Source organism: Streptomyces sp. NPDC029122, from assembly GCF_055569445.1.
In genome coordinates this window covers 346,464-371,827 of the sequence record NZ_JBVHWK010000003.1, presented here as the reverse complement: position 1 = coordinate 371,827, position 25,364 = coordinate 346,464, and the positions used below count along the sequence as shown (strand labels likewise).

The 25,364-nt window shown below is 71.1% G+C and carries 28 protein-coding genes; 21 read left to right on the top strand and 7 right to left on the bottom strand.

Annotated features, from left to right (window positions below):
* The first annotated feature begins 123 nt into the window (after positions 1 to 123).
* From ACZ4WZ_RS06340 to ACZ4WZ_RS06310, 7 genes are all read left to right on the top strand, one after another.
* Positions 124 to 582 carry a hypothetical protein gene (locus ACZ4WZ_RS06340; protein ID WP_467885795.1) on the top strand — a complete coding sequence of 153 codons (459 nt, stop codon included), beginning with the start codon at positions 124 to 126 and terminating at the stop codon, positions 580 to 582.
* Between the two features lie 42 nt (positions 583 to 624).
* A complete protein-coding gene (locus tag ACZ4WZ_RS06335) occupies positions 625 to 1,263 on the top strand; it encodes a hypothetical protein (RefSeq protein WP_467885792.1) in 639 nt (212 codons plus the stop codon).
* Positions 1,260 to 2,450: a hypothetical protein gene (locus ACZ4WZ_RS06330; protein WP_467885790.1), complete on the top strand. Its 1,191-nt coding sequence runs from the start codon at positions 1,260 to 1,262 to the stop codon at positions 2,448 to 2,450. Before ACZ4WZ_RS06335 ends, ACZ4WZ_RS06330 begins: the two co-directional genes overlap by 4 nt.
* A complete protein-coding gene (locus ACZ4WZ_RS06325; RefSeq protein ID WP_467885787.1) occupies positions 2,447 to 2,836 on the top strand; it encodes a DUF4913 domain-containing protein in 390 nt (129 codons plus the stop codon). The genes ACZ4WZ_RS06330 and ACZ4WZ_RS06325 overlap by 4 nt, the downstream gene beginning before the upstream one ends.
* A 189-nt stretch (positions 2,837 to 3,025) precedes the next feature.
* Positions 3,026 to 3,715, top strand: a complete 690-nt coding sequence (locus ACZ4WZ_RS06320) for a hypothetical protein (protein ID WP_467885784.1) — start codon at positions 3,026 to 3,028, stop codon at positions 3,713 to 3,715.
* Between the two features lie 7 nt (positions 3,716 to 3,722).
* Complete coding sequence (locus ACZ4WZ_RS06315) at positions 3,723 to 5,765, top strand: peptidoglycan DD-metalloendopeptidase family protein (protein WP_467885781.1); 2,043 nt, start codon at positions 3,723 to 3,725, stop codon at positions 5,763 to 5,765.
* Between the two features lie 86 nt (positions 5,766 to 5,851).
* Complete coding sequence (locus ACZ4WZ_RS06310; RefSeq protein ID WP_467885778.1) at positions 5,852 to 7,585, top strand: type IV secretory system conjugative DNA transfer family protein; 1,734 nt, start codon at positions 5,852 to 5,854, stop codon at positions 7,583 to 7,585.
* A 274-nt stretch (positions 7,586 to 7,859) separates the two neighbouring features.
* Here ACZ4WZ_RS06310 and ACZ4WZ_RS06305 read toward each other — a convergent pair whose 3' ends face one another.
* On the bottom strand, positions 7,860 to 8,729 hold the full coding sequence (locus tag ACZ4WZ_RS06305; RefSeq protein ID WP_467885775.1) for an alpha/beta fold hydrolase: 870 nt from the start codon (positions 8,727 to 8,729) through the stop codon (positions 7,860 to 7,862).
* 119 nt (positions 8,730 to 8,848) lie between these two features.
* On the opposite strand from ACZ4WZ_RS06305, the gene ACZ4WZ_RS06300 reads away from it, so the two are divergent.
* Complete coding sequence (locus tag ACZ4WZ_RS06300) at positions 8,849 to 9,433, top strand: TetR/AcrR family transcriptional regulator (protein ID WP_467885772.1); 585 nt, start codon at positions 8,849 to 8,851, stop codon at positions 9,431 to 9,433.
* A 31-nt stretch (positions 9,434 to 9,464) separates the two neighbouring features.
* Here the strand turns inward: ACZ4WZ_RS06300 and ACZ4WZ_RS06295 are convergent, their stop codons facing one another.
* Positions 9,465 to 9,908: an Lrp/AsnC family transcriptional regulator gene (locus tag ACZ4WZ_RS06295; protein WP_467885769.1), complete on the bottom strand. Its 444-nt coding sequence runs from the start codon at positions 9,906 to 9,908 to the stop codon at positions 9,465 to 9,467.
* A gap of 124 nt (positions 9,909 to 10,032) precedes the next feature.
* Between ACZ4WZ_RS06295 and ACZ4WZ_RS06290 the strand changes: the two genes are divergently transcribed.
* On the top strand, positions 10,033 to 10,578 hold the full coding sequence (locus ACZ4WZ_RS06290) for an RBBP9/YdeN family alpha/beta hydrolase (protein ID WP_467885766.1): 546 nt from the start codon (positions 10,033 to 10,035) through the stop codon (positions 10,576 to 10,578).
* Positions 10,579 to 10,682: 104 nt separating this feature from the next.
* Here ACZ4WZ_RS06290 and ACZ4WZ_RS06285 read toward each other — a convergent pair whose 3' ends face one another.
* Complete coding sequence (locus ACZ4WZ_RS06285) at positions 10,683 to 11,189, bottom strand: MarR family winged helix-turn-helix transcriptional regulator (RefSeq protein ID WP_467885763.1); 507 nt, start codon at positions 11,187 to 11,189, stop codon at positions 10,683 to 10,685.
* 114 nt (positions 11,190 to 11,303) lie between these two features.
* On the opposite strand from ACZ4WZ_RS06285, the gene ACZ4WZ_RS06280 reads away from it, so the two are divergent.
* Both ACZ4WZ_RS06280 and ACZ4WZ_RS06275 read left to right on the top strand, forming a co-directional pair.
* Entirely contained in the window at positions 11,304 to 12,542 is a 1,239-nt protein-coding gene (locus tag ACZ4WZ_RS06280) for an MFS transporter (protein WP_467885759.1), read from the top strand.
* A gap of 69 nt (positions 12,543 to 12,611) precedes the next feature.
* The gene (locus ACZ4WZ_RS06275; protein WP_467885756.1) at positions 12,612 to 13,139 is read left to right on the top strand and encodes a cupin domain-containing protein; all 528 of its coding nucleotides are present in this window, start codon (positions 12,612 to 12,614) and stop codon (positions 13,137 to 13,139) included.
* A 130-nt stretch (positions 13,140 to 13,269) separates the two neighbouring features.
* On the opposite strand, the gene ACZ4WZ_RS06270 is transcribed toward ACZ4WZ_RS06275, so the two are convergent.
* The gene (locus tag ACZ4WZ_RS06270) at positions 13,270 to 13,905 is read right to left on the bottom strand and encodes a TetR/AcrR family transcriptional regulator (protein WP_467885753.1); all 636 of its coding nucleotides are present in this window, start codon (positions 13,903 to 13,905) and stop codon (positions 13,270 to 13,272) included.
* Positions 13,906 to 14,029: 124 nt separating this feature from the next.
* Between ACZ4WZ_RS06270 and ACZ4WZ_RS06265 the strand changes: the two genes are divergently transcribed.
* On the top strand, positions 14,030 to 14,962 hold the full coding sequence (locus ACZ4WZ_RS06265; RefSeq protein ID WP_467885750.1) for an alpha/beta fold hydrolase: 933 nt from the start codon (positions 14,030 to 14,032) through the stop codon (positions 14,960 to 14,962).
* A 34-nt stretch (positions 14,963 to 14,996) separates the two neighbouring features.
* Here the strand turns inward: ACZ4WZ_RS06265 and ACZ4WZ_RS06260 are convergent, their stop codons facing one another.
* Positions 14,997 to 15,875, bottom strand: coding sequence for a helix-turn-helix domain-containing protein (locus tag ACZ4WZ_RS06260; RefSeq protein WP_467885748.1), 879 nt, complete (start codon positions 15,873 to 15,875; stop codon positions 14,997 to 14,999).
* Between the two features lie 373 nt (positions 15,876 to 16,248).
* On the opposite strand from ACZ4WZ_RS06260, the gene ACZ4WZ_RS06255 reads away from it, so the two are divergent.
* The 4 genes from ACZ4WZ_RS06255 (at position 16,249) to ACZ4WZ_RS06240 (ending at position 20,132) form a co-directional block, all read left to right on the top strand.
* Positions 16,249 to 17,583, top strand: a complete 1,335-nt coding sequence (locus tag ACZ4WZ_RS06255) for an ice-binding family protein (RefSeq protein WP_467885745.1) — start codon at positions 16,249 to 16,251, stop codon at positions 17,581 to 17,583.
* Between the two features lie 589 nt (positions 17,584 to 18,172).
* Complete coding sequence (locus tag ACZ4WZ_RS06250; protein WP_467885742.1) at positions 18,173 to 18,712, top strand: DUF5819 family protein; 540 nt, start codon at positions 18,173 to 18,175, stop codon at positions 18,710 to 18,712.
* A gap of 61 nt (positions 18,713 to 18,773) precedes the next feature.
* Entirely contained in the window at positions 18,774 to 19,784 is a 1,011-nt protein-coding gene (locus ACZ4WZ_RS06245) for an HTTM domain-containing protein (RefSeq protein ID WP_467885739.1), read from the top strand.
* A 147-nt stretch (positions 19,785 to 19,931) separates the two neighbouring features.
* Positions 19,932 to 20,132: a hypothetical protein gene (locus tag ACZ4WZ_RS06240; protein ID WP_467885736.1), complete on the top strand. Its 201-nt coding sequence runs from the start codon at positions 19,932 to 19,934 to the stop codon at positions 20,130 to 20,132.
* 69 nt (positions 20,133 to 20,201) lie between these two features.
* On the opposite strand, the gene ACZ4WZ_RS06235 is transcribed toward ACZ4WZ_RS06240, so the two are convergent.
* Positions 20,202 to 20,699, bottom strand: a complete 498-nt coding sequence (locus ACZ4WZ_RS06235; protein ID WP_467885733.1) for a DUF5994 family protein — start codon at positions 20,697 to 20,699, stop codon at positions 20,202 to 20,204.
* Between the two features lie 372 nt (positions 20,700 to 21,071).
* Between ACZ4WZ_RS06235 and ACZ4WZ_RS06230 the strand changes: the two genes are divergently transcribed.
* The 5 genes from ACZ4WZ_RS06230 (at position 21,072) to ACZ4WZ_RS06210 (ending at position 24,471) form a co-directional block, all read left to right on the top strand.
* Entirely contained in the window at positions 21,072 to 21,338 is a 267-nt protein-coding gene (locus tag ACZ4WZ_RS06230) for a hypothetical protein (protein ID WP_467885730.1), read from the top strand.
* A 313-nt stretch (positions 21,339 to 21,651) separates the two neighbouring features.
* Entirely contained in the window at positions 21,652 to 21,855 is a 204-nt protein-coding gene (locus ACZ4WZ_RS06225) for a cold-shock protein (RefSeq protein ID WP_072489439.1), read from the top strand.
* A 298-nt stretch (positions 21,856 to 22,153) separates the two neighbouring features.
* The gene (locus ACZ4WZ_RS06220) at positions 22,154 to 23,671 is read left to right on the top strand and encodes a DEAD/DEAH box helicase (RefSeq protein ID WP_467885727.1); all 1,518 of its coding nucleotides are present in this window, start codon (positions 22,154 to 22,156) and stop codon (positions 23,669 to 23,671) included.
* A 47-nt stretch (positions 23,672 to 23,718) separates the two neighbouring features.
* A complete protein-coding gene (locus ACZ4WZ_RS06215) occupies positions 23,719 to 24,108 on the top strand; it encodes a CBS domain-containing protein (protein WP_467885725.1) in 390 nt (129 codons plus the stop codon).
* Positions 24,109 to 24,159: 51 nt separating this feature from the next.
* Complete coding sequence (locus tag ACZ4WZ_RS06210; RefSeq protein WP_467885723.1) at positions 24,160 to 24,471, top strand: SCO5918 family protein; 312 nt, start codon at positions 24,160 to 24,162, stop codon at positions 24,469 to 24,471.
* Positions 24,472 to 24,600: 129 nt separating this feature from the next.
* On the opposite strand, the gene ACZ4WZ_RS06205 is transcribed toward ACZ4WZ_RS06210, so the two are convergent.
* Positions 24,601 to 24,960: a hypothetical protein gene (locus tag ACZ4WZ_RS06205; protein ID WP_467885720.1), complete on the bottom strand. Its 360-nt coding sequence runs from the start codon at positions 24,958 to 24,960 to the stop codon at positions 24,601 to 24,603.
* Positions 24,961 to 25,364: the final 404 nt, after the last annotated feature.

The following is a 25,364-nucleotide window of genomic DNA, read 5'->3' as shown; positions in this document are numbered from 1 at the left end:
GGAATCCCTGTGAGGAAAACCGAGGGGCGACGGCGCGGCCACCCGCCCACGACTCCGTCACAATGCCGGGTTGTGCCCCAGTCGCGGGCGCGGAGCCGTCCCCGACCTCCCGAAGGACGAGAGTTGAGCGAGCAGAAGCTTCACCCGTGGCAGGACGCGGGTACCGCCCCCGAGGCCCCCGAACCGCCGTTGGTGGAGGCCGAGCACGCCTGGATCTCCGGCTACGAGCCGGGAAACCCCTGGCAGTCGAAGCTCTGCCTGCGCACCCCGCACGGCACGGTCGCGTACCCCCTCACGCCGCACACCATGCCGGACCTCCTGGAGGGCCTGGTGGTGGTCGCGCAGGAGCAGCAGGGGGTGACGGGGGCGGACGCCTTCTACACCGCGGAAGTCGAGGACTCCGAGGTCGACGCGCGTCCTGACGAGCCGACAGACGCTCCGACCATCCACAACGGCCGCGCGGCACGCCTGACCGGCTGGGCCGTGGTCCACGAGCTGTGGGAGCGCGAGGATCCGAAGGTCCGCCTCATCATGGGCGCGATCGTCGTCGCCGTCTTCGTGTTGGGGATCTTGCTTTCCTGACGAGATACCGTCAACTGCACGCCACGCACGAAGGAGCCCCACATGCTGACGGAGACCACCGGCCGGACGCCCCAGGACCTTGCCGCCGAACTGACCGGCCTGCGCGCGGTCGAGGACTGGCCGTCGGTCTGGGCAGGCCCGCCGGAGGGCGGGACGGCGGAGTTCGACGCGTGGTGCGAGCGCTACGGCTGGGAGCCTCAGACGACCGAGCGCAGCCTCTGGGTCCGCACGCGCAGCGGAGGAGACTGGACGCTGTTCCCGGTGTTGGGCGGCGACTGGAGCCCCCTCGCGAGCCTCAGCCACCAGGGATGGCACATCACCGCAGGCTCCGGGGAGGAGAACCCGGACGTACACACGGCCGCGGCGGAGGTGTGGTCCTCCTACCTCAAGGCCGCCGAGGCGGCCTTGGGTGCCCCGACCTGGTCCGGGCAGTGGGACTCCCCCGACTTCCCCGAGCCTCCCCACCCCGCCTACTGGCGCGACCGTGAGGAACGGGCGCTGAGCCGCAACCCGTTCCGGTTCGCTTGCTGGGCGCCGGAGGCGGCTGTCCCCGGGCAGCCCTGCATCACGCTGAGCCAGTCGGTGTCGTTCCAGACCTGGACCACAGACGGCGGCCCCGGTGGTTCGGCCATCTCCGTGGACGTCTACGCACCGCTCGAGTTCCTCGCAGGTGATCGGTGAGCCCAGTCGCACCGCTCACACGGGAAGAGATCGAGCTCGCGCAGCGACTCGAGGCCAAGCACAAGGCCGGAGAGCCGCGCTCGCGAGCGGACGCGCGCAAGCTCGTCGCCCAGATGTTCGCGGACCGGCAGGCGGCCCACGACCGACAGAGGGAGCTCGCCCTGCAGGAAGGCATCGAGCCTGCAGGCGAGAACGAACTCCCCGACCTGATGTCCTTCATCCGGAGCGTCGCCGAGAAGGAGGAGGTCACCCGCCCTGACCGGGGCGATGACCGGGCGCTCTGGTCCTGGCAGTCTCAGCCCGAGGGCATGGACCGGGAGATAAAGCACCGGTTCCTGGCCCAGGCGTGTGGCGAAACACGCGGGTACCAGGTTCTGGAGGACACTCCGGCAGCAGGCCGGATGGACGGGTACTACCTGGGCAACCGCTTCATGGCCGAGGTGCTCACGTCGGACTACGGCGTGAGCGCAGCCGACTTGCAGAAGACCACTGCCGAGATCTGGCCCCGCGTCTCGGATCGTTATGCCGAGGCGGCCAAAGGCCAGGTGCTGGTCTTCGCGGCCGAGATCGGCGAAGGCTCCGTCCTGGGTGCGACGGAGCTGAAGCGGGTCCTCGGACCGGAGGGAGTCGGCAAGGAGAACGTGGACTTCCTGGTCGACTTCCCCCACCAGGGGCACCTGCCGGCGGACATCCGCGACCTCATGGTGGACCCGGCTGTACGGTGCCAGCTGCGCAGGGAGGACTACGCACAGGGAGAAGACAAGTCCCCCGCCTCCTTCGCCGGCAAGCTGGCCGCCATCGACGTCCCCGAGCACCTGAAGGAGGCGCACGCCGCGGCGGTCGGGAAGCTGAACGCGGTGGAGAGCTACGCCGAACTGAACCGGCGCCAGGCGGAGATCACTGAACCCGAGCTCACCGCGCCGGAGCCCCGACAGCCAGGGGGCCACCTCACGTTCCAGGACCCCGAGCTCACCGAACCCGCGCCGGACCAGCCGGCGTCGGCGCCCACGGCGCCCGCCCGGCCCGAGCCCCGTGTACCGGTGCACGGCGCCTCGTTCCTACACGGGGCGACCCTCCCCCGCACCCTCGTCGTACCGCCCCGTCCCGCCCCGGCCGTCGCGAGTACGCACGGCGTGATGAACCCGGCGGTCGAGGCCGCCCCCAAGGCCCCGGAGATCGGACAGTGACCGGCCCCGCAGACGTACCCGCGCCCGGCGAGCAGGTCGAGCTTTACTTCTCCGACGTCTTCGCCTTCGTCAGCGAGTTCCTCGCCCCGACCGTCCGCCGCCGCCTGAACGGTTCCTCCGCCACTTGGTGCCCCCGCTGGTGGGAGCACCCCGAGGCCGGCGCGCGCCTCTCCGCGCTCTGGCTCGCCTGGGAACAACTGCGCCTGGAGCCCACCCTCGGCCTGTCGACGTGGTGGCTGCACCACGCCGATCCGCACCTGCGGGTGCTGATGGACACGGACCTCGGCCCGTTCGCCGCCTGTTCGCCCAAGGTGGGCGGACACACCGCGTACCCCTTCGACCCGCTCCCGCTGGAGGAGTACGACCCCGAGGCGCAACCCTTGTGAGAGAACGGTGAGGGCGCGCGTGGCGATCCTCACGGTTCTCCGCATCCGTCAACCACCCACCGGTCGAGCCGTTTTCCTCATCCCTCCTCCGCGTTTTCCCCAACTTTCCCCGCGAGGAAATCGCACGTCCGTCCGGCCGTCCCGCCACCTACGGTGTCTCGGCGACCTGACTGAGGGAGGCCCGGGACGGTGGATTCACCTGCCGAGAACAAGCGAAGTGCCGTACTGGCGCTGGCACTGCTCGGTGCCCTACTGGTCGGCAGCCTGGTCGTCCTCACCGTCTTCGACGGCGAAGACGACCCCGGGGCCGATGCCAAGCCCAAGGCGACCGCGACGGCAGCCACACGGGGTACGGGCGCCGGTGCGGGCGCAGGTTCCGCCGCCGGGGGCGCCGCTCCGCAGGCCGGGTCGGCCGCCGGGGTGCCCCCCATCGTCCAGCCCGCCGACCTGGACGAGGCCCACCGCGCGATGGCCGCCTACATGTCGGGCCTGAGCACCTTCAAGTACACCGACGACAACGCCTCCTGGGCGCCCCGCCTGCTGGCGCTCACCGACGGCGGCGAGACGATGAAGAAGCTGACCGTGCTGCCGGCCAACAAGGCATGGGCCACCTGTCAGCAGGCCAAGTGCTCTTCCGCGGGGCAGGCCTTCGTACGCCGTGACGCGCTGATCGCCGACGAGCTCGCGCGCGGCAGCGGTCAGGCGATCTCGAGCGTGGTGGAAGTGACCGCGACCCGCTCGAGCGACGGCCGCAAGACCGAGACCGAGACCAACACCTGGCTGGTGAGCGCGCGCAAGAGCGGCGGCAAGTGGCAGGTGAACGGCTTCGACATCTACGGCCTGGGCAACGTGGGCGCGCCCGAGCCCAAGGGAGGGTGAGGCACCCGTGGTGGCTCCTGCCGTACTGGCGGCGGCGTCAAAGGCGGCCAAGGTGGCGAAGGCCGCCAAGAGCGCGGCCCAAGTCGCTTCAGGACAAGGCGGCAAAGGCGGAGGCGGGAAGAAGAACAACCTCAAGTGGGTGTTGATCATCGCCGGCGTCGGCTCGATGCCGGCCCTCGGCATCGTCTTCCTCGTCATGCTCCTGATCATGGCTCTCGTGGGCGGCCTGGGCGGCGGCGCCGCCCAGGCGGCCTGCGGCAACTACGGGGAGAACGCGGGAGCGGGCAACACGGGCGACAAGGCCGCGACGAACCCGATCATGCCCGCGGGCAAGATGTACATGCCGAGCGACACCGCCCGCGACGAGATACCCCCGAAGATGATCCTCGCCTCGATGCGGGCGGCCGCGCGCTACGACGGCCTCGACTGGACGATCATCGCCGGGCAGATGTACCAGGAGACGAGGTACGGCCAGGACAAGTCCGCGGCCCCCGGCGGCGACAACGGCTTCGGCTACAAGGGCCTGCTGCAGTTCGGTGACTGGGCCTGGGGCCAGTATGGCGAGGACGGCAATGGCGACGGCCAGAAGGACCGCTACAGCATCGACGACCTGGCCTTCGCCGCGGCCAACTACATGCACGCCCTGAAGGCGGAGACCAACGCCTGGGACGCGCTGCTCGGCTACTCCGGCTCGCTCAAGACCAACACCGTCTACCCCCGCGTGGTCCTCACCCAGGCCGCCCGCTACCGCGGCACCCTCACCGGCGACAAGGACCTCATCAACCGCTGGTACGCGCACTTGAAGACCACCGTCGAGAAGAATCCTTCCTTCCCGGTCCTGGGCAAGACCTCGGACATCCCCGAGCCCGTCGGCAACAACGCCCAGCCGAGCGAGGCGCTGAGCATCCGCTCCAAGGGCCCCCGCAGCTGGTCCACCCCGCCCCTCGACGGAGCCGGACAGGGCGGCACGACGACGGCCATGGCACCGATGGGCTTCTCCCGTCCGCTCGCGGCCCCGTTCCGCCCGGACGACCCGCCCGCGACGACCAGCGGCAAGGACTGGCAGTGGCCGATGAAGGAGGGCTCGTACAAGCTCGGCACCAAGTACCACCAGGAGGGCCCGCACTGGAGCCTCGGCTACCACACCGGGGTCGACCTGGAAGCGCCCACCGGCACCCCGATCCACGCCCCGGCCGACGGCAAGGTCGTGAAGATCGGCAGCGGCGGCGCGTACGGCAACCAGACGCGCCTGGAGCACGCCAACGGCGTCATCACCCTGTACGCCCACCAGAGCAGCATCTCCGTGAAGACGGGCGACACCGTCAAGCGCGGCGACCTGATCGGCAAGGTCGGCGAAACCGGCAACGTGACCGGCGCGCACCTCCACTGGGAGGTGCTGATGCCGGGCGTCGACGACCCCTTCCGCAGTGGCCAGGACAACGGCCCGGGCCAGATCGACCCGGCGTCATGGCTGGCCGGCAAGATCACGGCCAGCCCCGACTACGGCGGCGTTCCCGGAGGCAGCGGCAACGGCAAGGACACCGACTACCGCGGCTGCGCCGAGAACGGCAAGGGCACGGCCGTCCCGCCGGACGGCGCCGGCTCGACCGGACCCCTGCCCGACGTCGACGACACGGTCGTCCGCGCGGCGCTCGGCTGGGCCCAGCGCGGCATCGGCAAGCCCTACAAGTGGGGCGCCCCCCGCCTCCAGGGCGACTACCCGACGTCCTTCGACTGCTCCAGCTTCACGCAGTGGATGTACTACCAAGCCAGCGGCGGCAAGATCAACCTCGGTTTCACCACCTACGACCAGCAGCCCAACCTCGCGAAGTACAAGGTCGACCTGAGCCAGTCCAAGCCGGGCGACGTGATCTTCTTCCAGCCCAGCGGCCCGAACCGCTCCGAGCACGTCGGCATCGTCTGGGATCCCGCCAAGCACACGATCCTGCACGCTCCGAGGCCCGGCAAGAACGTCGAGTTCAGCCCCTGGGAGTGGCAGGGGGAGATCACGGGCGTCTACCGGGTGCCCACGGCCGGGAGCTTCCCCTAGACCAGCGGCGCGCGCAGCGCCCCGGACCACCGACAGAACGAGATGCCGACGTCCACCCCGGGCCCGGCGGAAGGAACGCCCTGACCATGGCCCCCGAACCACAGAAGAAGCCGCGCGCCGAAGACGACTGGACGATCGAGATCGTCCTCCTCGTCGTCAGCGTCCTGGCCCTCCTGTCCGCCGCCTGGCTCGCGGCCCGCCTCGGCGCGGCGTTCACCGAACAGCCGGAGCCCCCGGGCAACCCCTTCTCCTTCGCCATCGCCCTGGCCAAGGGCGACTACTCCTGGCCGGGCGGCGCGGCCAACGCCCTCGCCGCCGCCGAGGCACTGCTGCTCGCGGGCCTGGTCACCGCCGGGTACCGGATACGCCGGCGGCTGCGCGACAAGCCCGACGTGGACCGGGCCGCCAAGCACATGACGGACGGCGCGGAGCTCGGCAAGCTCACCATGAAGGGGGCTGCCGCGACGGCGGAGCGCCTCGGGGTAAAGGCCCAGGTGCCCGGCGTCTTCATCGGCCGGTCGGTGAAGGGCCGGCAGCCGCTGTTCGGCTCCTTCGAGGACATGCACGTCGACATCTGGGGCCCGCGTACCGGCAAGACGACCCGGCGCGCCATCCCGGCGATCCTGTCCGCCCCGGGGGCGGTGCTCGTCACCTCCAACAAGCGCGACATCGTCGACGGCACGCGCGGACCTCGCCAGGCCCACGGGCAGGTGTGGGTCTTCGACCCGCAGCAGGTGGCCCAGGAGCCGCCCACCTGGTGGTGGAACCCCCTCTCGTACGTCACCGACGTGGCCAAGGCCCGCAAGCTGGCCGACCACTTCGCCTCGGGCTCGCGCGACGCCAACGCCTCCACCGACGCGTTCTTCGATCCGGCCGGCCAGGACCTCCTCGCCAACCTGCTGCTCGCGGCGGCGACCGCCAAGACCTCCATCACCCAGATCTACACCTGGCTGTCCAACCCGAAGGACGACACCCCCGAGCGCATCCTGCGCGGCGCCGGGCACGTCATGCCCGCCGACTCCCTGAACGGCGTGATCACGGCTCCCGACAAGCAGCGCAGCGGCATCTACGGCGTCGCCCAGCAGATGGCGTCCTGCCTGATCAACCCCGAGGTCAACAAGTGGGTGACCCCGCTCGGCCCGACCGACGACCGCCCCGAGTTCGATCCCCGCGAGTTCGTCCGCACCCGCTCGACGCTCTACTCGCTCTCCCGCGAGGGCAGTGACTCCGCGGGCCCGCTGGTGACGGCCCTGACCGTGGCCGTCGTCGAGGCGGCCGAGGAGTACGCCACCACCCAGCGCGGCGGCCGGCTGTCGCTCCCGATGGTCGGCGTCCTGGACGAGGCGGCGAACGTCTGCCGCTGGCGCGCGCTGCCCGACCTCTACTCGCACTACGGCTCGCGCGGCATCGTCCTGATGACCATCCTCCAGTCCTGGGCCCAAGGCGTCGAGGTGTGGGGGGACCGCGGCATGGAGAAGCTCTGGTCCGCCGCGAACATCCGGGTCTACGGCGGCGGTGTCTCCGACACCCGCTTCCTCGGCGACCTCTCGGAGCTCGCGGGCGAGTACGAGCTTCGCGAGTACTCCGCGACGCGGGAGTCCGAGTTCGGCGGCTGGTCCGGCAACCGCACGGTGAACGAGTCGGTCCGCCGCGAGCGCGTCCTGCAGGTCTCCGACCTGGGCTCGATGCCCCCCGGCCGGGCCCTCGTCCTGGCCTCGGGCACCAAACCGGTCCTGGTGGAGACGATCCCCTGGTGGGAAGGCCCATACGCCCGCGAGGTCAAGGCCTCCCTGTCCAGGTACGACCCCGGCGCCGCCTGAGCACCACCCGATGCGCTCCCGACCGGGTTCGGCGCAGGTCCACTCGCGTGGTCGCTCGATGCCTTCCTCGGCGATCTGCCAGACGGCGCTCCACACGGGCGCTTTCCCAGGTCAGCGACCATCAAGGCACGCACGTGTCGGGGGATTCCCAAGCTTATGGCGCGGGTTCGATTCCCGTCATCCGCTCTTCCACGAAGCCCCAGGTCAGAGACCTGGGGCTTGGTTGTTGCCGGACTCACGCGGCGGCAGGTCCGGGTGGCGGGCTTTCGCGCGATCAGCGGGCCAGGAAGGCGAGGATGCGCTCGTTGACTTCCTGCGGCTTCTCGGCAAGGAGATGGTGGCCGGCGCCTTCGATCATCGCGCCGTCCGATCCGGGGGGCAGCATGGCGATGATCTCGGCGAGCGTCGCCTCGTCGACCACGGGGTCCTCGGTTCCGTGGAGGTACAGGGTGGGCTGGGACGGCAGCTTGTCCAGCACGCGGACCATTTCCCACTGCGGGGTGCCGAATGTCGCGGCCGGGAAGTTCTGCCGGTAGAGCTCCAGGCCGAGGTGGAGCCTCTCCGGCGTGTTGAGTCCCTCCTTCATCGCCTTGCGGTCCTCGGTGGAGTCGTAGCCGGGGACGGTCCCCGTCCAGTGCTCCCAGAGCCAGTCGAGGTAGGCGAGGTCGTTGGCCGCGACGAGCTGGTCGGCTATGGCCATCTGGAAGAAGTAGAAGTGGACGTACCTCTCGATCCTGCCGGGATCCGCGCTGTTGCGGTCGTAGAACGACAAGGGCGGTACGTCGTTGACGACCACCTTGGCCCACCGCTCGGGTGCGGCCGCGGCGGCGCCCCAGGTGGTGAAGCCGCCCCAGTCGTGCCCGATGAGGACCGCGTCGGACCCGCCGCCGAGCACCTCGTGCAGGCCGTTGGCGTCGGCGATCAGGTCGGGAAGGCGCATGCTGCCGTCCGGCGGCACCTGGGACGGGGCGAACCCCCGCATGGTGGGGACCACGGCGCGGTATCCCGCCCCGGCCAGCGCGGGCATGAGGTACCGGTACAGGTGGGGCGTGTCGAAGCCGTGCAGCATCAGGGCGAGCGGCCCTTCCCCCGCCTCGACGTAGGCCAGGTCCAGGCCGTTGACGGTGATCCGCTTGTGCTCCATTTCCAGCTCCTTGGCGTCCAAGAGTCGCTAAAACGAACGTTCTAACTAGTCGGAAGCTAGCACGGCGCTCACGCGGTCCACAAGCTAGAACGAACGCTCTATCCAGTAGGCTTGGCCGCATGGCGAACACACCACAGCCGGGCACTCGGGAGCGCGTCGTCCGCGCGGCCTCTCTGCTGATGCAGCGGCAGGGGTACGAGGGGACCGGCATCAAACAGGTCGCCCAGGAGGCCAAGGCCACCCTCGGCTCGGTCTACCACTTCTTCCCCGGCGGCAAGCAGGAGCTGGGCGTGGCCGCGGTCCAGCACGCCGACCAGGAGTTCGCGGAGCTGCTGTCGGCTTCGCTGTCCGCGGAGGCCGACCCGGCGAAGGCCATCGCCGCCTGCGCCCGCGAACTCGCCCGCCTCCTGCGCGAATCCGGATGGGTGGACGGCTGCCCGATCAGCGCGACAGCGCTGGAAACCACCGGGCGGGCCCCCGACATCGAGCAGGCCGTCGCTGAGGCCTTCCAGCACTGGCGGGACTTGGTGGCGGGCACGCTTCGCGAAGCCGGATTCCCGGAAGACGACGCGAGCGACCTGTCCATCACCGTCATCAGCACCCTCGAAGGCGCCGAGCTCACCGCCCAGGTCGCCAGGAGCGAGACGCCGCTGACGGTCGCGGGCGAGCACCTTGCCCGGCTCATCGACTCCTACAAGGGGTGAGAGCGACCCGTGTTGAGGGTCAGGGCCTTGTCTACGGTGCCGTCGGCAGGGACTTGGGCGGGTAGCTGCGCAGGACGAGGGAGGTGGTGACCGGTCCGTGGCGGGCCAGGGAGTCCACGATCTGCTCGAGGCGTTCGGCGTGAGAGCAGTACACGTCGAGCACCAGGCAGTCCTCGCCGGTCACGCGGAGGGTCGAGACGACCTCGGGAGTCCGGGCGACAAGGGTGAGCGCTTGGGTCAGCTGCGCGTGGGTGGTGCGCAGCCGGACGACGGCGTGGATGTTCAACCCCACCGCGACCGGGGCGACGACGGCGCGGTAGCCGGTGATGATCCCGTTCTTCTCCAGGCGTTGGATGCGGGCGCCGGCTGCCGGCTGGGACAGCCCGACCCGGCGTCCGACCTCGGCTCCGGTGAGCCGGCCGTCGGCCTGGAGCAGGTCAAGGATGGCTCGGTCGATCTCATCGAGTGATTCCATCGTTGTCGCCCCCACTTTCTTTGAGATCACTTGCTGAGCCCGGTCTGCGGCGCCGTTCCATCGAGGATCGCCCCAGCGCGCCCCCCGCGAAGCACGGGGGCCACGATGAGAAGGGCGGTGGACGATGGTCGCGTACGTGATCATTCCTGGGATCGACGGTTCGGACGAGGGCCACTGGCAGAGCTTGTGGGAGGGGCGCTGGGAGTCCTCGGCGGTCCGGATCGCGCCCGCCTCGTGGAGCAGGCCGGACCTGCTGGGCTGGGTCGCCGCGATTCAGGCTGCCTACGAGATCGCTTCCCGGCGCGACGACCAGGTGGCGTTGGTGGCTCACAGCCTTGGCTGCTGGGCGGCCGCGCACTGGCTGGAGCAGGCGCGACCCGACACGGTGGCGGCGTTCCTGGTCGCGCCTCCCGATCCCCGGGGGCCGGCGTTCCCGAGTGAGGCCGCACCGACGTTCCTGGGCCTGTCCGCTCGCCCCTTGCCGTGCCCGAGCCTGATGGTGGCCAGCGACGACGACCCCTACTGCGAGCCGAAGACGTCCGCGTCCTTCGCACACGAGTGGCGGGCGCGAGGCCACCTCGTCGAAGGCCGCGGCCACATCAATTCCGGCAGCGGCCTCGGGCACTGGCAGGCGGGCCTGGACCTCCTCCGCGGGCTCGTCGACAGCTGAGACGAGATCCGACGCCGAGGCCCTCCGCGTCGCCGTGGAGAGGGTGTTCAGCGGGCGCATGCGCGTCGAGGCGCCCGATTTCGGCCCGTACCGGGGGGCGGCCGTCACTTGATGCTGGTGTCGCCGAGGGTCTCCAGTACCTGCCGGAGGCCCTCGGCGGTCTTCGTGACCAGGTCGCGGTCCACGTCGGCCAGCAGCCGTGCGTAGTTCGCCAGATGGTCGGCGAAGGCGGCCCGTGTGACCTCGTGTCCGTGTTCCGTGAGGCGGATCTTGATGGTGCGCCGGTCGTCGCCCTCGCGCACCCGCTCGACCAGGCCCTTGGCCTCCATCCTGTCGATGCGGTTGGTGATCGCACCGGAGGTCACCATGGACGCCTTGAGGAAGGCCCCGGCCGTGAGGGCGTAGGGCGGCCCGGAGCGCTGAAGCGTGGTGAGCACGTCGAACTCGCCGTGCTCCACTCCGTGCGCGGCGGCGGAGGCCTTGGCGGACTTGTCGACGACCCGGGCCAGCCGCTGGATCCGGGCGAAGAGTTCCACCGGCCAGAGGTCCTCCGCCACGTCGGGGCGCTCCTTGACCCACTGACCGATGATCGCGTCCACGGCATCGCTCATCCCGCACTCCTCTCAATGGACATCTTCTCAACGTTGAGATACTTGACGCTGAGAGAGTCGAGCTGCTTTTATCTCAACGTTGAGATTATCAAGGCTGAACGACAGGAGTACGCCGTGTCCGCGACACGTTCCCGCCGCCCCGTGCGGACCCCGGCTCCCGCGGCCGACGTGCCGGGACATCGGCGCCACGTTCCCGTCATGTGGCTGGCGCTGCTGGCCACTCCGCTCGCCGCGAGCGCCAACAGCCCGGTCCTGATCCTCCCCGACATGGCCGGCTCGCTCGGCGTGCGCACCACCACGGCCACCTGGCTGGTGACGGTCTTCGCCTGGGCCATCGCCGTCGGCACCCCGCTGATGGCGGGCCTGCTGCGCCGCCGCGGGCTGGGCAGCCTGCTCCGGCTGAGCACGGTCCTGGTCGTGGCCGGCACCGCGGTCGTCGCCGTGGCGCCCTGGCTGCCCCTGGCCATGGCAGGCCGGGCGGCCCAGGCGGTGGGCGGCGCCGGTCTGGTCACCGCGGCGATGAACCTGGCCGGCTCGGTCCGCCGGATGGGCGTGATCTCGGCGGGCTTCGGAACACTGGGGGCGGTCGGGCCGCTGCTCGGTTCGGCGATCGCGGACTCGGCCTCCTGGCGGGTGTCCCTCGCCGTCGGGGCGGTCGCGCTCCTCGCCGTGCCGGCCGTCATGCGCCACGCCGACCTGTCCGCACCGCGACAGAGCACCCCCTTCGACGGTCGCGGGGCAACCCTGCTGGCCCTGACGGCGACGGCCCTGGTACTCATCCCGCGCTACCCGCTCCCGGCGGTGTCCGCCTCGTCGGCCATGGCCGTGCTGCTGGCCCTGCACGTACGGTCCCGCCCCACGGGCTTCGTCCCGGCATCGCTGCTGCGCAGCCGGACGTTCGCCGTCTCCGCCGCGCTCGCCTGCACCCTGGCCACCTCGTACTTCACGCTGCTCTTCACCGTCCCGCAGCTGCTGCGCGACCGTACCGGCTGGTCGACCGCCACCATCGGCACCGGTCAGCTGGTCGCCCTCCTCGCGGGCTCGGCGCTCTCCATGGCGCTGGCCGCCGCCTCGGCCCGGATGAGCCGTCCGCGCGTGCTGACCGTCCTGCTCACGGCCGGGGCGCTGGCCCCGCTCACCGCGGCACTGACCCCCTGGCCGCCCCTGCTCCTGCTGGTCGCGGCGCTCGCCGTCCTCGCGACCAGCGCGGGCCAGGCGACGCTCGCGGTGTACGCCACCCATGCCGCGCCGCCCGCCCAACGCCCCACGGCGATAGGGCTGTTCAACCTCTGCTACCAGCTCGGCGGCGCCTTCGCCCCGGCGATCGCGGTTCTGGTCACCCCGGGCGGCTGAAAGGCCCGCCCGGCCTCCCACGCGACGCCCGTGACGACCCGTACGACAACCACTCACCACCCTAGGACCATGATCATGAACGAGAAGACACCCTCCGTGCCCGCGTCCAAGACTCCTCCGGCGGCGGTGCTGACCCGCCACACGGATGCCGAGACCTGCGCCGACCCGAGCAGCGTGATGACCCTCCTGGCCGACTCGGACGGCACGGAAGGCGGCATCACGAGCTACCGGTCCACCTTCGCCGAGGGCGCGGTGGGAGCGCCGGCCCACTTCCACACCCGGGCGACAGAACTGTTCTTCGTGATCGGCGGAGCCCTGCGGGTCCTGGTGGGCGAGGAGGTCACCGTCCTGAAGGAGGGCGACTTCCTCGCGGTGCCGCCCCGCACGCCGCACGCCTTCGCGGCCGCCCCGGGCTGCGAGGCGGACGTCCTCTTCGTCTTCACTCCCGGCATGGGCAGGTTCGACTACCTGCGCCTGCTCGGCCGGGTGATGCGCGGCGAGGCGGACCCGAAGGAGATCGCCGAGTCCTCGGAGCGCTTCGACAACCACTACGTCGACAGCCCCGTCTGGCGTGCCGCCCTGGAGCGTTCCGCGTGATCGGCTCCACGACCCCCATGCGGAGGCCGACAACCCCGGGTCCCGTCGCACAACCCGTACGGGGACGAGCACGGAGTGACGATCACCGACCCGCCCGACGCGCGCCCCGGCCGCGGGCGGGCCGCCGGCATCAGGCCGGTCCCGCTCCCCTCCCGGACGTGCCGGCAGGAGTGAAGATCCGGTCCAGGTGGTGACGGAGCACGGCGATCGTGGCCTCCGGACTCCGCTGGCCCACGAGGATGCTGGTGCCCATGGTCGCCGTCATCGCGAGGAGGCTGATCGCCTCCGTGCGCGCGTCGGCGTCCGGGTCGGCCAGGCCGGCCTCCTGCGCCTGCTCGAGGAGTCCGGTCAGGGCGTTCTCCGCGGCGTCGGGGTTGTCGATGAAGGGCTGGGCGGCCAGCGCCCCGTCGGTCACGGACAGGATCGCGTAGGAGCTGTACAGCAGGTGGAACGTACGGCTCTCCTCGTCGGTCGGGAGCGAGGCCAGCAGCAGTGCCTCCACCGTGGCGCGCGGGCCCGGGTCCGGTCCCGCGGCGGCCAGGCGGGCGGCCACCCTCGCGGTGAAGCGGTCGGTGAGGTGCCGCAGGCCGTGGAAGAGCAGCTTCTCCTTGGTCTCGAAGTAGTACTGCACGAGCCGGAGCGACACACCGGCCTCCGCGGCCACGTCGCGCATGCCGACGGCATGCAGCCCCCGCCGCCCCGCGACCTGGATGAGCGCCTCGGCGATCTGGGCGCGCCGCTCCTCGTGGTCCACACGCTTCGGCATGTTCGGCATCTCCGCCTGTCGACAGTGGGCGCGCTCCGCTACCCGGACACCTTCATGATACCGATGTACCACATTGATGGTACGGTCGTACCACGAAGAACGGATCTTCACAGGAGGTGCCGCCGTGCCCGAGAACACCGCCCGCGTACGCCGCGATGTCGGCCGCTACGTCAACGACACCCTGCGCGACCGCTACTTCGCCGCCGCCGAGGTCCTCTACGCGATGGGGGCACCCGTCCGCTCCGAGTCGGACGTCGAGACGAGCTTCGGCACCACCCACGTCTACCGGTACGGGCCCGCGGACCCCGCGGCCGAGTCACGGACCCCGATCGTCCTGATCCACGGCGCGGGCTACAGCTCGGCGATGTGGTACCCCAACACCCCCGGGCTCAGCCTCGACCGCCCCGTCTACGCCCTCGACACCCCGGGCGACGCGAACCGCAGCGTCCACCGCGAGCCCATGTGGCAGCCCGAGCGCGCCGCCCAGTGGATGGACGAGGCCCTCGAAGCGCTCGGCCTCGACCGGGTGCACCTCGTCGGCTCCTCCTACGGCGGCTGGCTCGTCCTCAACCAGGCCCACCGGCGGCCCGGACGGCTCGCCTCGGTCACCGCCCTCGACCCCGGCGGCCTGGAGAAGGTCGGCCTGCGCTTCTTCGCCTGGGTCTTCGTGAGCCTGTTCGCCACCTTCGCCCCGGAGGCGCTGCGCCCCCGGCTCGCCAAGTGGCTGGACCAGCCGGTGATCGCCGTCCCCGAGATGCGCAAGTGGATCCAGCTCGGCGCCCGCGCGTACCGGATCCGCCGCCCCGCACCCCTGCCGCTGGCCGAGGACGCGCTGCGCTCCATCCGGACCCCGCTCTACGTGATCATGGGCAAGCACAGCCTGCTCGTACACCCCAAGCGGCAGCTGGAACGCGTACCGCGCCTGATACCCGGCGCCCGAGCCGAGATCATCACCGCCACCGGGCACGGCCCGCAGATCGACCACCCCGACGTGGTCAACGCCCGGATGCTGTCCTTCATGGAGGACGCCGACTCGGTCGGTGCCCGAACGGGCTGAGCCGCCTGCGGTGCCCGCCCTCCGGCACCGCTCCTCAGGTCGCCGCCCGGAATTCCGTGCCGACGTATGTCTTCACGACTTCGGCCAGGAACTCTCGCGTGCTGTCGGGGCTCAGCGCCTGGGCTTGCAAATGGGCATACATATCGCCGAAGAGACGCACATCGGATTGCTTCTCCAGGTAGAGGTCGCTGGTGAACCTCTCCAGATACACCACACTCACATCGGTGGCATCGGAGAATTCGAGCAGCGAGAACTGTCCGGACACGCCCGGGTGCGCCCCCACCTCGTGAGGGAGGACCTGCACGGTGATGTGCGGCTGGACACCGAGGCTGTTCAGATGCTCCAGCTGCTCGCGCATGACCTCGCGGCTGCCCACGACGCGCCGCAGTGCCGCTTCGTCCAGTACGGCCCATAAGCGCAGCGGGTTGCCGGGGACGGCCAGCCGGCGCTGGCGCCGCAGCCGTACCTGGAGGCGCGTGGCGGCCTGGTCGTCGGCGGCGTGAGGGATCGTTCCTGCGATGACCGCCCGGGCATAGGCGGGGGTCTGCAGCAGGCCCGGGATCACCAGGGGCTCGTAGGTCCGGATCGAGGCGGCCTCGGCCTCCAGGCCGATGTAGGCGCCGTAGCGGATGTCACCGTAGGCGTTCCACCAGCCCTGCCGGCCCGATTCCCGGGCCAGCCGCATCAGGTCGTCGACGAGCTGCGCGTCCTGGACCGCGTACAACTGGCACAGATCGCGGACGTCGCGGGGCTTGACGAGGCGGCGGCCGTTCTCCAGAAGGCTGATCTTCGGCTGCGAGATCAGCAGGCGCTCCGCCACCTGCTGCGTCGTCATGCCGCTGGTCTGCCGGAGCCGGCGCAGCTCCGATCCCAGTCGGCGCCTGCTGACGGTGGGGTTGACATTGACGCCCACGGGGTGCGTTCCTCCGCTCCGAGAATCCTGCTCCGGCGAGCAGACTGCCAGGTGCCGGCGGGCAGTTGGAGCCGCCTCGGCACCGTGTCGCGCACGGGATCCAGCCACTCTCGCCGGCGCCGTCGGCTCACGAATCCGCACCGCCCGGGCCGCGGACACGCGGGATCACCATTTCCCCCACACGGCCCATTAAAGCCGTTCGGCTGTGTGCGTTATTCACCCGTAGAGGCGAATGCCGGAGGGCGAAGAAATCGCCGGACAAATCCCGGGCCTTTCGCAGGTTGCTGCGTAATATGCCAGCGACAGTGAGACGGCCCCATGCGGCCGAGACCATCAGATACGCCACCATCCACTCACAGGAGTTGGCCCCTCGATGACGCTGAAAATCTCTGGCGCGGCGCTCAAGCGCACGACGCCTGTCTGGATCGCGACGGCACTGGCCACGGTGATCGCCTCTGCCGTGGTAGCCGTGACGCCGATCCGGGCTCATGCCATCGCAACACCCGTACCTCTGGGCACGGCCGCCAGCTTTGCCGTGCTGGCCGGCTCGGAGATCACCAACACCGGCCCCTCGGTGATCACCGGCGACCTCGGGGTGAGTCCCGGAACCGCCATCAGCGGATTTCCCCCCGGCATCGTGAACGGCACCATGCACTCCGGCCCGGTCGACGCCGTGGGCCTCCAGGCCAAGAGCGACCTGGTCGTGGCGTACAACAACGCCGCCGGGCAGTCCACGGACGCGATCCTTCCCCCGGACGCCGGAGGCCTGACGCTGGTTCCGGGTGTGTACACCGCCCCGTCCACCCTCGGACTCACCGGCACGCTCACCCTGGACGCCCAGGGCGACCCCAGCGCCGTGTGGGTGTTCCAGGTCGGTTCGGCACTGACGACGGCCAGCTCCAGCAGCGTGTCCCTCATCAACGGGGCCTCGCCGTGCAACGTGTTCTGGCAGATCGGCAGTTCGGCCACGCTCGGCACCGAGACCGACTTCATCGGCACCATCATGGCCCTCACCTCCATCACTCTGACCACGGGTGCGGACATCGACGGACGGGCGCTGGCCCGCAACGGCGCGGTGACCATGGACACCAACGTGATCAACCGCGGATCGTGTGCCGGCGGCACCACCGGCGGCACCACGACGGGAGGCACCACGACCGGCGGCACCACGACGGGAGGCACCACGACCGGTGGCCCCACGACGGGAGGCACCACGACCGGTGGCCCGACGACAGGTGGCACCACGACCGGTGGCGTTCTCGGTGGCGTTCTCGGTGGCACGACGACGGGTGGCACCAACGGCGGTCTTCTCGGCGGCGTGCTCGGCGGAGTGACGTCGGGCGGCGGTCTCATCGCGGGTACCACCACGAGTGGCGTCACGGGCGCGACGACGGGCGGGACCAACGGTGGCGTGACCGGCGGGATTCCCAAGCCGCCCCCCGGCAAGCCCGGCAAGCCCGGATGGCCGGACAAGCCCGGTTGGCCGGACAAGCCCGGATGGCCCGGTCATGACGGCCCGGGCGGCCCCGGTCATGACGGCCCGGGCGGCCCCGGTCACGACGGCCCCGGCGGGCCCGGTCACGACGGCCCGGGCGGGCCCGGTCACGACGGCCCCGGCGGCCCCGGTCACGACGAGCACGAAAAGCCGGGCCGGCCCGATCACGGGGATCAGCACGGCGAACACGACGGCCCGGGCCACGACGGGTGAACACTCCGCACACGAGGCGGACCGAAGACGGTGAGTCGCCCGTGGCTCCCGCGGGGGCCTGGACGGCCAGGCGGTCACGGGTGACGCACCAGTAGGACGGGGGCGGGGGGGGGGGGGGGGGGGGGGGGGGGGGGGGGGGGGAGGGGGGGGAGGAGGGGGGGGGGGGGGGGGGGGGGGGGGGGGGGGGGGGGGGGGGGGGGGGGGGGGGGGGGGGGGCGGGGGGGGGGGGGGGGGGGGGGGGGGGGGGGGGGGGGGGGGGGGGGTAAAGAGGAGGGAGGAAGGGAAAGAAGAAAAAAAGAGGGAGAGCCCCCCCCCCCCCCCCCCCCCCCCCCCCCCCCCCCCCCCCCGCTCGCGCAAGCCGGAAGGATCGGATGGATGAACAGTCGGGATGGGAAGGCCGGGTGGGGTCGTGCCGAGTGGCGTCACTTCAGCGGACGTGGAGGGAACGGAGCGCTCAGGAGCCGAGCCGGCGGAGAAGGGCCGCGACGGTGGTCCGGAATCGCTCTCGGGTGACCGCGGGCCGCGACGGCCGCCGGGGCCGGGAACAGCGGCCCTCATCGTGCTGTGCCTGGCGGCGACGCTGATCCATGTGCTCGTGGTCTTTCTGCACGTGGCTCCGGCGAACGCCGTCTCCCAGCTGTACAGCGGGCCGGTCAACGCATGGGTCTATCCGCTCTTCGAGCAGAACTGGCGCCTCTTCGCCCCGGACCCCGAGTCGGTCAACCGACAGATCTCGGCGAGGACCAGGCACACCGCCCCTGACGGCAGTGTGCGGACGAGCGGCTGGTTCGACCTGAGCGCCGTGGACAAGTCCGCCGTCGAGCACAACGCCTTTCCGAGCCACACGGCGCAGAACATGCTCCGCCGCTCCTGGAGTTCCTACCTCGAAGCGTTCGGCGGTGACGACGAGCCGCGTTCCGAGCGTGCCGTCATGATGCGGACGTACCTGCGCAACATCACGGCGGCCCGCGTCGCCGCCCACCGGCCGGGCCCCTTCGACTCCGTCCAGCTGCGGGTGATCACGCTCCCTGTCACCGCTCCGACGGCGTCGGGCGCCACCCGCCCGGCCACTCCCATCGACACCCGTTACCTGCCCTGGTGGAAGGTGGCCCCCCATGGAACGGACTGACCCGGCACCGGCAGCGGCAGCGCCACCCGCCCGGCCGGCAGGGCAGCGCGTACTCGACCGCATGAGCGTGCTCATCGCCCTGCTCATCGACCGGCCGGTCTCCTTGTACGCCGCTGCGGTCCTGCGCATCGGGTACGGACTGCTCTACCTCGTCTTCCTGTTGCGCGAGTTTCCGCACCGCGACGAGATCTGGGGTCCGGGATCGCCCTGGACACCCGCGCTGGCGCGGCAGCTGTTCGACCAGACCGAGTGGTTCAGCCTTCTCACGCTGTCCGACAGCCGGGCGTACTTCGAGACCTGCTACGCGGCTGCCGTCGTGACGTCCGCCCTGTTCATGCTGGGCTGGCGGACCAGAGCGGTGTCCGTGCTGTTCGCGGTCGTGGTGGCGTCGTTCCACGCCCGGGCGGTCTTCATGACGGACGGAGGCGACAACCTCTTCCTCCTCATGGCCGTGTACCTCGCCTTCACCGCGTGCGGCCGCCGCTGGTCGCTGGACGCACGCAGGAAGGCGCGTGCGGCCGTGGACGGCGGCCGGCACCGGCGCCGGTTCCGCGAGTTCCGCGACACGGCGAGCACCGTGCTGCACAACTGCGGCATGTTCGTCATCGCCGCCCAGGTCTGCTTCCTCTACGGATCAGCGGGCCTGTACAAGGTGCAGGGCGGCTCCTGGGGCAACGGCACCGCCCTCCACTACGTGTTGAACCTCGACCTCTTCCGCCCGTGGCCCGCGCTGTCCCTCCTGTTGGACGAACACCCGGTCGCGGTGGCCATCGCCGGTTACCTGACGGTGCTGCTGCAGGTCGCGTTCCCGTTCGTCCTGTTCGGCAGGCTCAAATACCCCGTCCTGATCATGCTGGTGGGCCTGCACCTCGGGATCGCGGTCCTCCTGGGGCTTCCCGTCTTCTCCGGAGTGATGATCGTCGCGGACGCCGTGTTCCTTCCGGACCGCTTCTACCGGTCCTCGGGGAGCCTGTGGCGGAGGGCCTTCCGGCCCGGAGGCTCCTGGATGACGCGGCTCCGGTTCCGGAGGGGATCCGCCCTGGTGCCGAACCAGGCCGGTCCGGCCGGCTGAACCCCTGTGCCGTCACCCGAGTGCCCCGTATCGCAGTCGACGTGATGCGGTCCGCCACGGGGCGTGTGAGCGTGGTCCGGGAGGGATCCGATCCCCGCACGGCAGTCCCCGTACGACGATCCCCGCACGACAGAAGGAGTCGCGGTCATGGGCGGTGCGCAGCACAAGCGTCAGGAGCCGGGCAAGGGGAGCGAGGCGCAGGGGCACCAGCGTCCCGGCGACCCCGCGCACCCCCAGCCGGGAAAGCAGTCCCGTGAACGGGGACGGGAGCAGGGGCGCAAGGAGACCTCGCGCCGCGGTGAGGACGACCTGCTGCGCGAAGAGGACCTCCACGACGAGTCGATGTGACCGGAAGACCGTCATGGGGGCCGCCCACCACGTCCTGGGTGCGCCACTGACGGACGTCCGCCCTCCGGATCACGCCGGTTCCGCCTGTCCGGATAGGGGGGCGGGCCCGGACGCCACCAGGATCTCGGCGGCCGAGGTGATGTTGTCGGCGCGGACCGCGCGGGCCATGGCGGCGCGTGCGGCGTCCGGCGTGGTGCCGGGCGGTACCACCAGCAGGGCGAAGTGGTCCTTGTCACCGCGGGTGACGAGGACGGTGTCGTCTCCGACGGGGTCGGTGTCCAGGTGGATGACGCGGTCGTCGACGACCAGACGGGCCGGCAGGCCGTTCCAGGCCGAGGCGTCCAGGGCCACGCGGGTGATGGGTCCGAGGTGCTCGGTCAGCGCGCCGATCAGTGCGGGGAGCTCGCTCTCGACGTCGCGCGAGCGCGGCCACCACGCCCCGTCCAGGACTCCTTCCCGGGTGTGCGTGGTCTCCAGCCGCAGCAGGGCGATACCGGGCCGGACCGCCGAATGGATCGCGTCCGGCAACAGCATCGGGGGCGTGCGCGGGGTTTCGGCGTCAGCCATCATGGTCCGCCCGTCTGCGGAGTACGGCCGCGCCCGGCCCGGACCGGCGCCGAAGCCTGCGGTGGCGCCCGCCGGCGAACGCGGCACTGCCGTCCCCTTCACGGTACCCCCGGCGCCGGGTCGCCGCCCGGCCCGGCCTCCCGTACGGCCCCCGGAAATGCCTGGTCGCGGCGGGTGGGGGCGCGCCGGACGGGCGTACGGTGGAAGCACCGGGAGCACTTCGCGCACCGGCTCCCACGCGGGTGTCGTCTCCGGGGATCAGGAAGAACCGGGCAGTACGCTCCGGGCACCTCGTCGGGGGCGACGGGCCCTCTCCCCCGGTACCCGGGAACACCCGGCGGTGAGCACCGCCCTGACGGAAGGACACCCCCCTTGGACCCCCACGAGACGGAAGCGGTCCCGGTGGCCGGAAACGCCGAGGTCCGGATCGTCGCCGCCAGCCCCGACGCGGCCCGCGCGGTCGCGGAAGTGCTGCGCCGCTGCTTCGACGCGACGGAACAGCGCAGCTACCCCGCCCCGGGCGGCGGTACCCGGCTCCACCTCACCGTCGACACCGAGGCCGTCGCCGGCCCCGCCCGCTCCTGGCTGGCCACCAGCAGATCCTCCACCGACGTCGATGCCCGGGCCGAGGGGAACTGACCGGTCCCGGCGGGACCCTCGCCACGGGGAATGAATACCTGTCTTCGCGGCCGGAGAATTTGACGGTCCTCGCCGGGAGAGTTTTTACGGGCACCACGCCGGGGAAAATGTTCGCCCCACGCGATCCGTCATGGCGTGCTACTGTCGAAGTCAGTTGCAGTTTTGGTACCCAAAAAACTTCAAGCGCCTCCGCCCGGCTACGGCCGGACGGAAGCGCTTCGTCTTTCCGGTCATTTTCCGGTCGGGGCATCATCGCGGCGACACGGCATCCGTAAAGCGCGGATTCCGAGGCAATGCCCAAAGGAGATATGACATGGCTACTGGCACCGTGAAGTGGTTCAACGCGGAAAAGGGTTTCGGCTTCATCGAGCAGGACGGTGGCGGCGCTGACGTGTTCGCCCACTTCTCGAACATCGCCGCCCAGGGCTTCCGTGAGCTCCAGGAGGGCCAGAAGGTGTCCTTCGACATCGCGCAGGGCCAGAAGGGCCCGACGGCCGAGAACATCGTCTCCGCCTGACGCTCACGCACATTTTGCAGCTGGGGCCCGCATCCCTCGGGGTGCGGGCCCCAGCTGCACGCTTTTCCGCAGTGGTTCCACCCGGGATCCGAGGGAACAGCCTCCCCGGAGCCTCACCCGCTCCGCCGGTGCGCCGGATCCATTTCCGTGCGCCATCCCGTTTCCCCCCGCGCCGACACGGATTTCCCCGTGGTCCGCGTTCGCTTTCGCATTCCATTCGGTCCGTGCCTGCGATTCTCCGCACCGTTCTTCCACTGCGGGAATTCCTTGATGCGTACCGTATCCAGGAAGGTTCTGAATGAACCCCGCACGCACGAACAGCCGCTCCTCCCGCACCCGTCGCCACACCGGCGGCCACTCGTACGACTCCGGCGCGGCCCCCGTCCGGGGCGGTCGCTCCGGTTCGTCCGCGCCGAGCCGTTCCGGCGCTCCCGGCCGCTCCGGCGGCTACGGCCGGCGCGCCTCCTCGGCGTCGGGCGAGTTCGCCCTGCCGAAGACGATCACCCCGGCACTGCCCTCCGTCGAGGCGTTCGCCGACCTCGACATGCCCCAGGAGCTCCTGGCCGCGCTCTCCGCGCAGGGCGTGACCGTCCCTTTCCCGATCCAGGGCGCGACGCTGCCGAACTCCCTGGCGGGCCGTGACGTCCTCGGCCGCGGCCGGACCGGCTCCGGCAAGACCCTCGCCTTCGGCCTGGCCCTGCTGGCCCGTACCGCCGGTCAGCGCGCCGAGCCCCACCAGCCGCTGGCCCTGGTCCTGGTGCCCACCCGGGAGCTCGCCCAGCAGGTCACCGACGCCCTGACCCCGTACGCCCGTGCCGTGAAGCTGCGCCTGGCCACCGTCGTCGGCGGGATGCCGATCGGCCGGCAGGCGGCCGCGCTGCGCGGTGGCGCCGAGGTCGTCGTGGCCACCCCCGGCCGCCTCAAGGACCTCATCGACCGGGGTGACTGCCGGCTCGACCGGGTCGCGGTCACCGTCCTGGACGAGGCCGACCAGATGGCCGACATGGGCTTCATGCCCCAGGTCACCGCGCTCCTGGACCAGGTACGCCCGGAGGGCCAGCGGATGCTGTTCTCCGCGACCCTGGACCGCAACGTCGACCTCCTGGTCCGCCGCTACCTCGCCGACCCCGTCGTCCACTCCGTGGACCCCTCCCAGGGCGCGGTCACCACGATGGAGCACCACGTCCTGTACGTGCACGCCGCCGACAAGCACCGCATGACGACGGAGATCGCGGCGCGCGAAGGCCGGGTGATCATGTTCCTCGACACCAAGCACGCCGTGGACCGCCTCACCCAGGACCTCCTGGACTGCGGTGTCCGGGCCGCCTCCCTGCACGGCGGGAAGTCACAGCCGCAGCGCACCCGCACCCTCACCCAGTTCAAGACCGGGCACGTCACCGTCCTCGTCGCGACGAACGTGGCGGCCCGCGGCATCCACGTCGACAACCTCGACCTGGTCGTCAACGTGGACCCGCCCACCGACCACAAGGACTACCTCCACCGCGGCGGCCGTACCGCCCGTGCCGGGGAGTCCGGCAGCGTCGTCACGCTGGTCACCCCCAACCACCGCCGTGACATGACCCGCCTCATGGCGGCCGCCGGCATCACCCCCCTGACCACCCAGGTCCGCTCCGGTGAGGAAGCGCTCAGCCGGATCACCGGCGCCCGCACCCCGTCCGGCATCCCCGTGACGATCACCGCGCCGGCGCCCGCACGGCCCAAGCGCGGCACGTCGTCCGCCCGCGGCCGGCGCGGCCCCGGTTCGACGTCCCGGCGCCTGGGCGCGAGGCAGGCCGCGTTCGACGCGGCGGCCTGACACACCGCGTGATCCGAAGGTTCATCCATCTCTGCAGGAGGCACGTCGTGACGCTGGTCCAGACGCAACCCCGCTCGGCGCACGCCGCGCCGCTGCACCTGACGGTGGCCGAAGCCATGGACACGACCGGACCGCGGGTCCATGACGACATGACCGTCGAGGTGGCCCTGTCCGTCATGGCCAGTGCCCTCACCGGGCACCTGAGCGTCACCGACGACGACGGCGTGTGCACCGGACTGGTCACGCGGGCGCAGCTCACCGCCGTCCGCGAGAGCTCCGCCTATTCGGACCGGCTCCGGCTGCGCGACATCACCGGCGACGGCGGGCCGCCCACCACCCCGGCGGCCGGGCGCGCCTCGCGCCACCGCCCGCTCGTCGCCCGGTGCCCGGGGGACGGCCAGGACAGTGCCCGGGGGCTCCTCGCCCCCGCCCGCTGAGCCGCCTTCACCGCGGCGGAACCATCTCCCCCTTCTCCCCTGTGAGGCATCGTGCGCTGTGTCATCGCCCGCTTCCCGTTCGAACTCACCAAGAGTGGCGTCCTGGCTTCCATGAAGGGCGTCAAGCCCGAGGAGGTGACGGGTGAGTCCGTGATCGTCGGCCGCCGCACCTATCCGGTCAAGCAGGTCGGCCAGGTCATCACCCGTCAGGACCGCCGCGACTTCAGCTCCGCCGAAGTCGTCCGGGCCCTGACCAAGCTCGGGTTCACCTGCCGGAGCCTGCCGCGCAGCCCCGCGCCCACGCGCGCCGCCGACGCGTTCGAGCACGCCTCCGCGATGCTCGGTGTCCCGGCGATCGCGTGACCGTCTGACAGTACGGCCACGAGCCGGGGAGGAGCGCGAGCCGACCCCGGACAGCCAGGAGGGCCCCGACCGGCACATGCCGGTCGGGGCCCTCTCGCGTACGGGTGGGGTTGCGCGCGCGACGCGGAGTCAGTGGTCGGAGTAGCTGAAGTCGCCCATGGTCCAGGCGCTGACGTTCTCGATCGAGACGCGGTACATGCCACCCGTCTCCGGGATCGCCACCGTGCCCTGGAGGATCCGGGCCATATGGAAGTGGAGATGCGTGGGCGGCCCTTCGCCCCGCGTCCCGGCGGTGAAGACGGTGGAGAACTCGCCCAGGCTGGACGAGTCGGCCAGGACCTCCGACACCCGTTGCCGCCACACGGCCTCGGGAGCCAGCCGGCCGGTGATGACAGTTCCACCGGTGACCACGGTCAGGGACATCTGATTGCTCTGCCCGGACTCCACCAGGGTGGCGACGTCAACGAGCAGCTCGTCAGGCTTCGACATGAAAGCCGATCCTATGCCCGTGCGCGGGGCCCGTGGAGTGCGGTCGCGCACTCCGGCCACCGGCGCGACCGGCGGCGACGGCACCGCACTCCCCCGCCCGTCTCCGGGCACTGCCGATTACCTCACCGCCGGACACGCAAAAATCTGCACTCGCCGGAGTAGACATTGGTCGTTGACCTGGCTATGGTTTCTCTCGTAGCCCAAAGAGACAAAGAGGCCTGGCAGAGACGAACTGCCGGTCAGCAGTACGTGCAGAGCGGTACGGCGGTGGAGTTCCGAAGCCAGGTTTTTCGCAGGACGGCGACGGGACTGACCGTCGGACCGGGTGGCCCGCAGTGATCAGGGGCCGCCACGTCGGGACCGCAGTCATGGCAGGAGCGGTCCCGCGAGCAGTTCGCAGCACG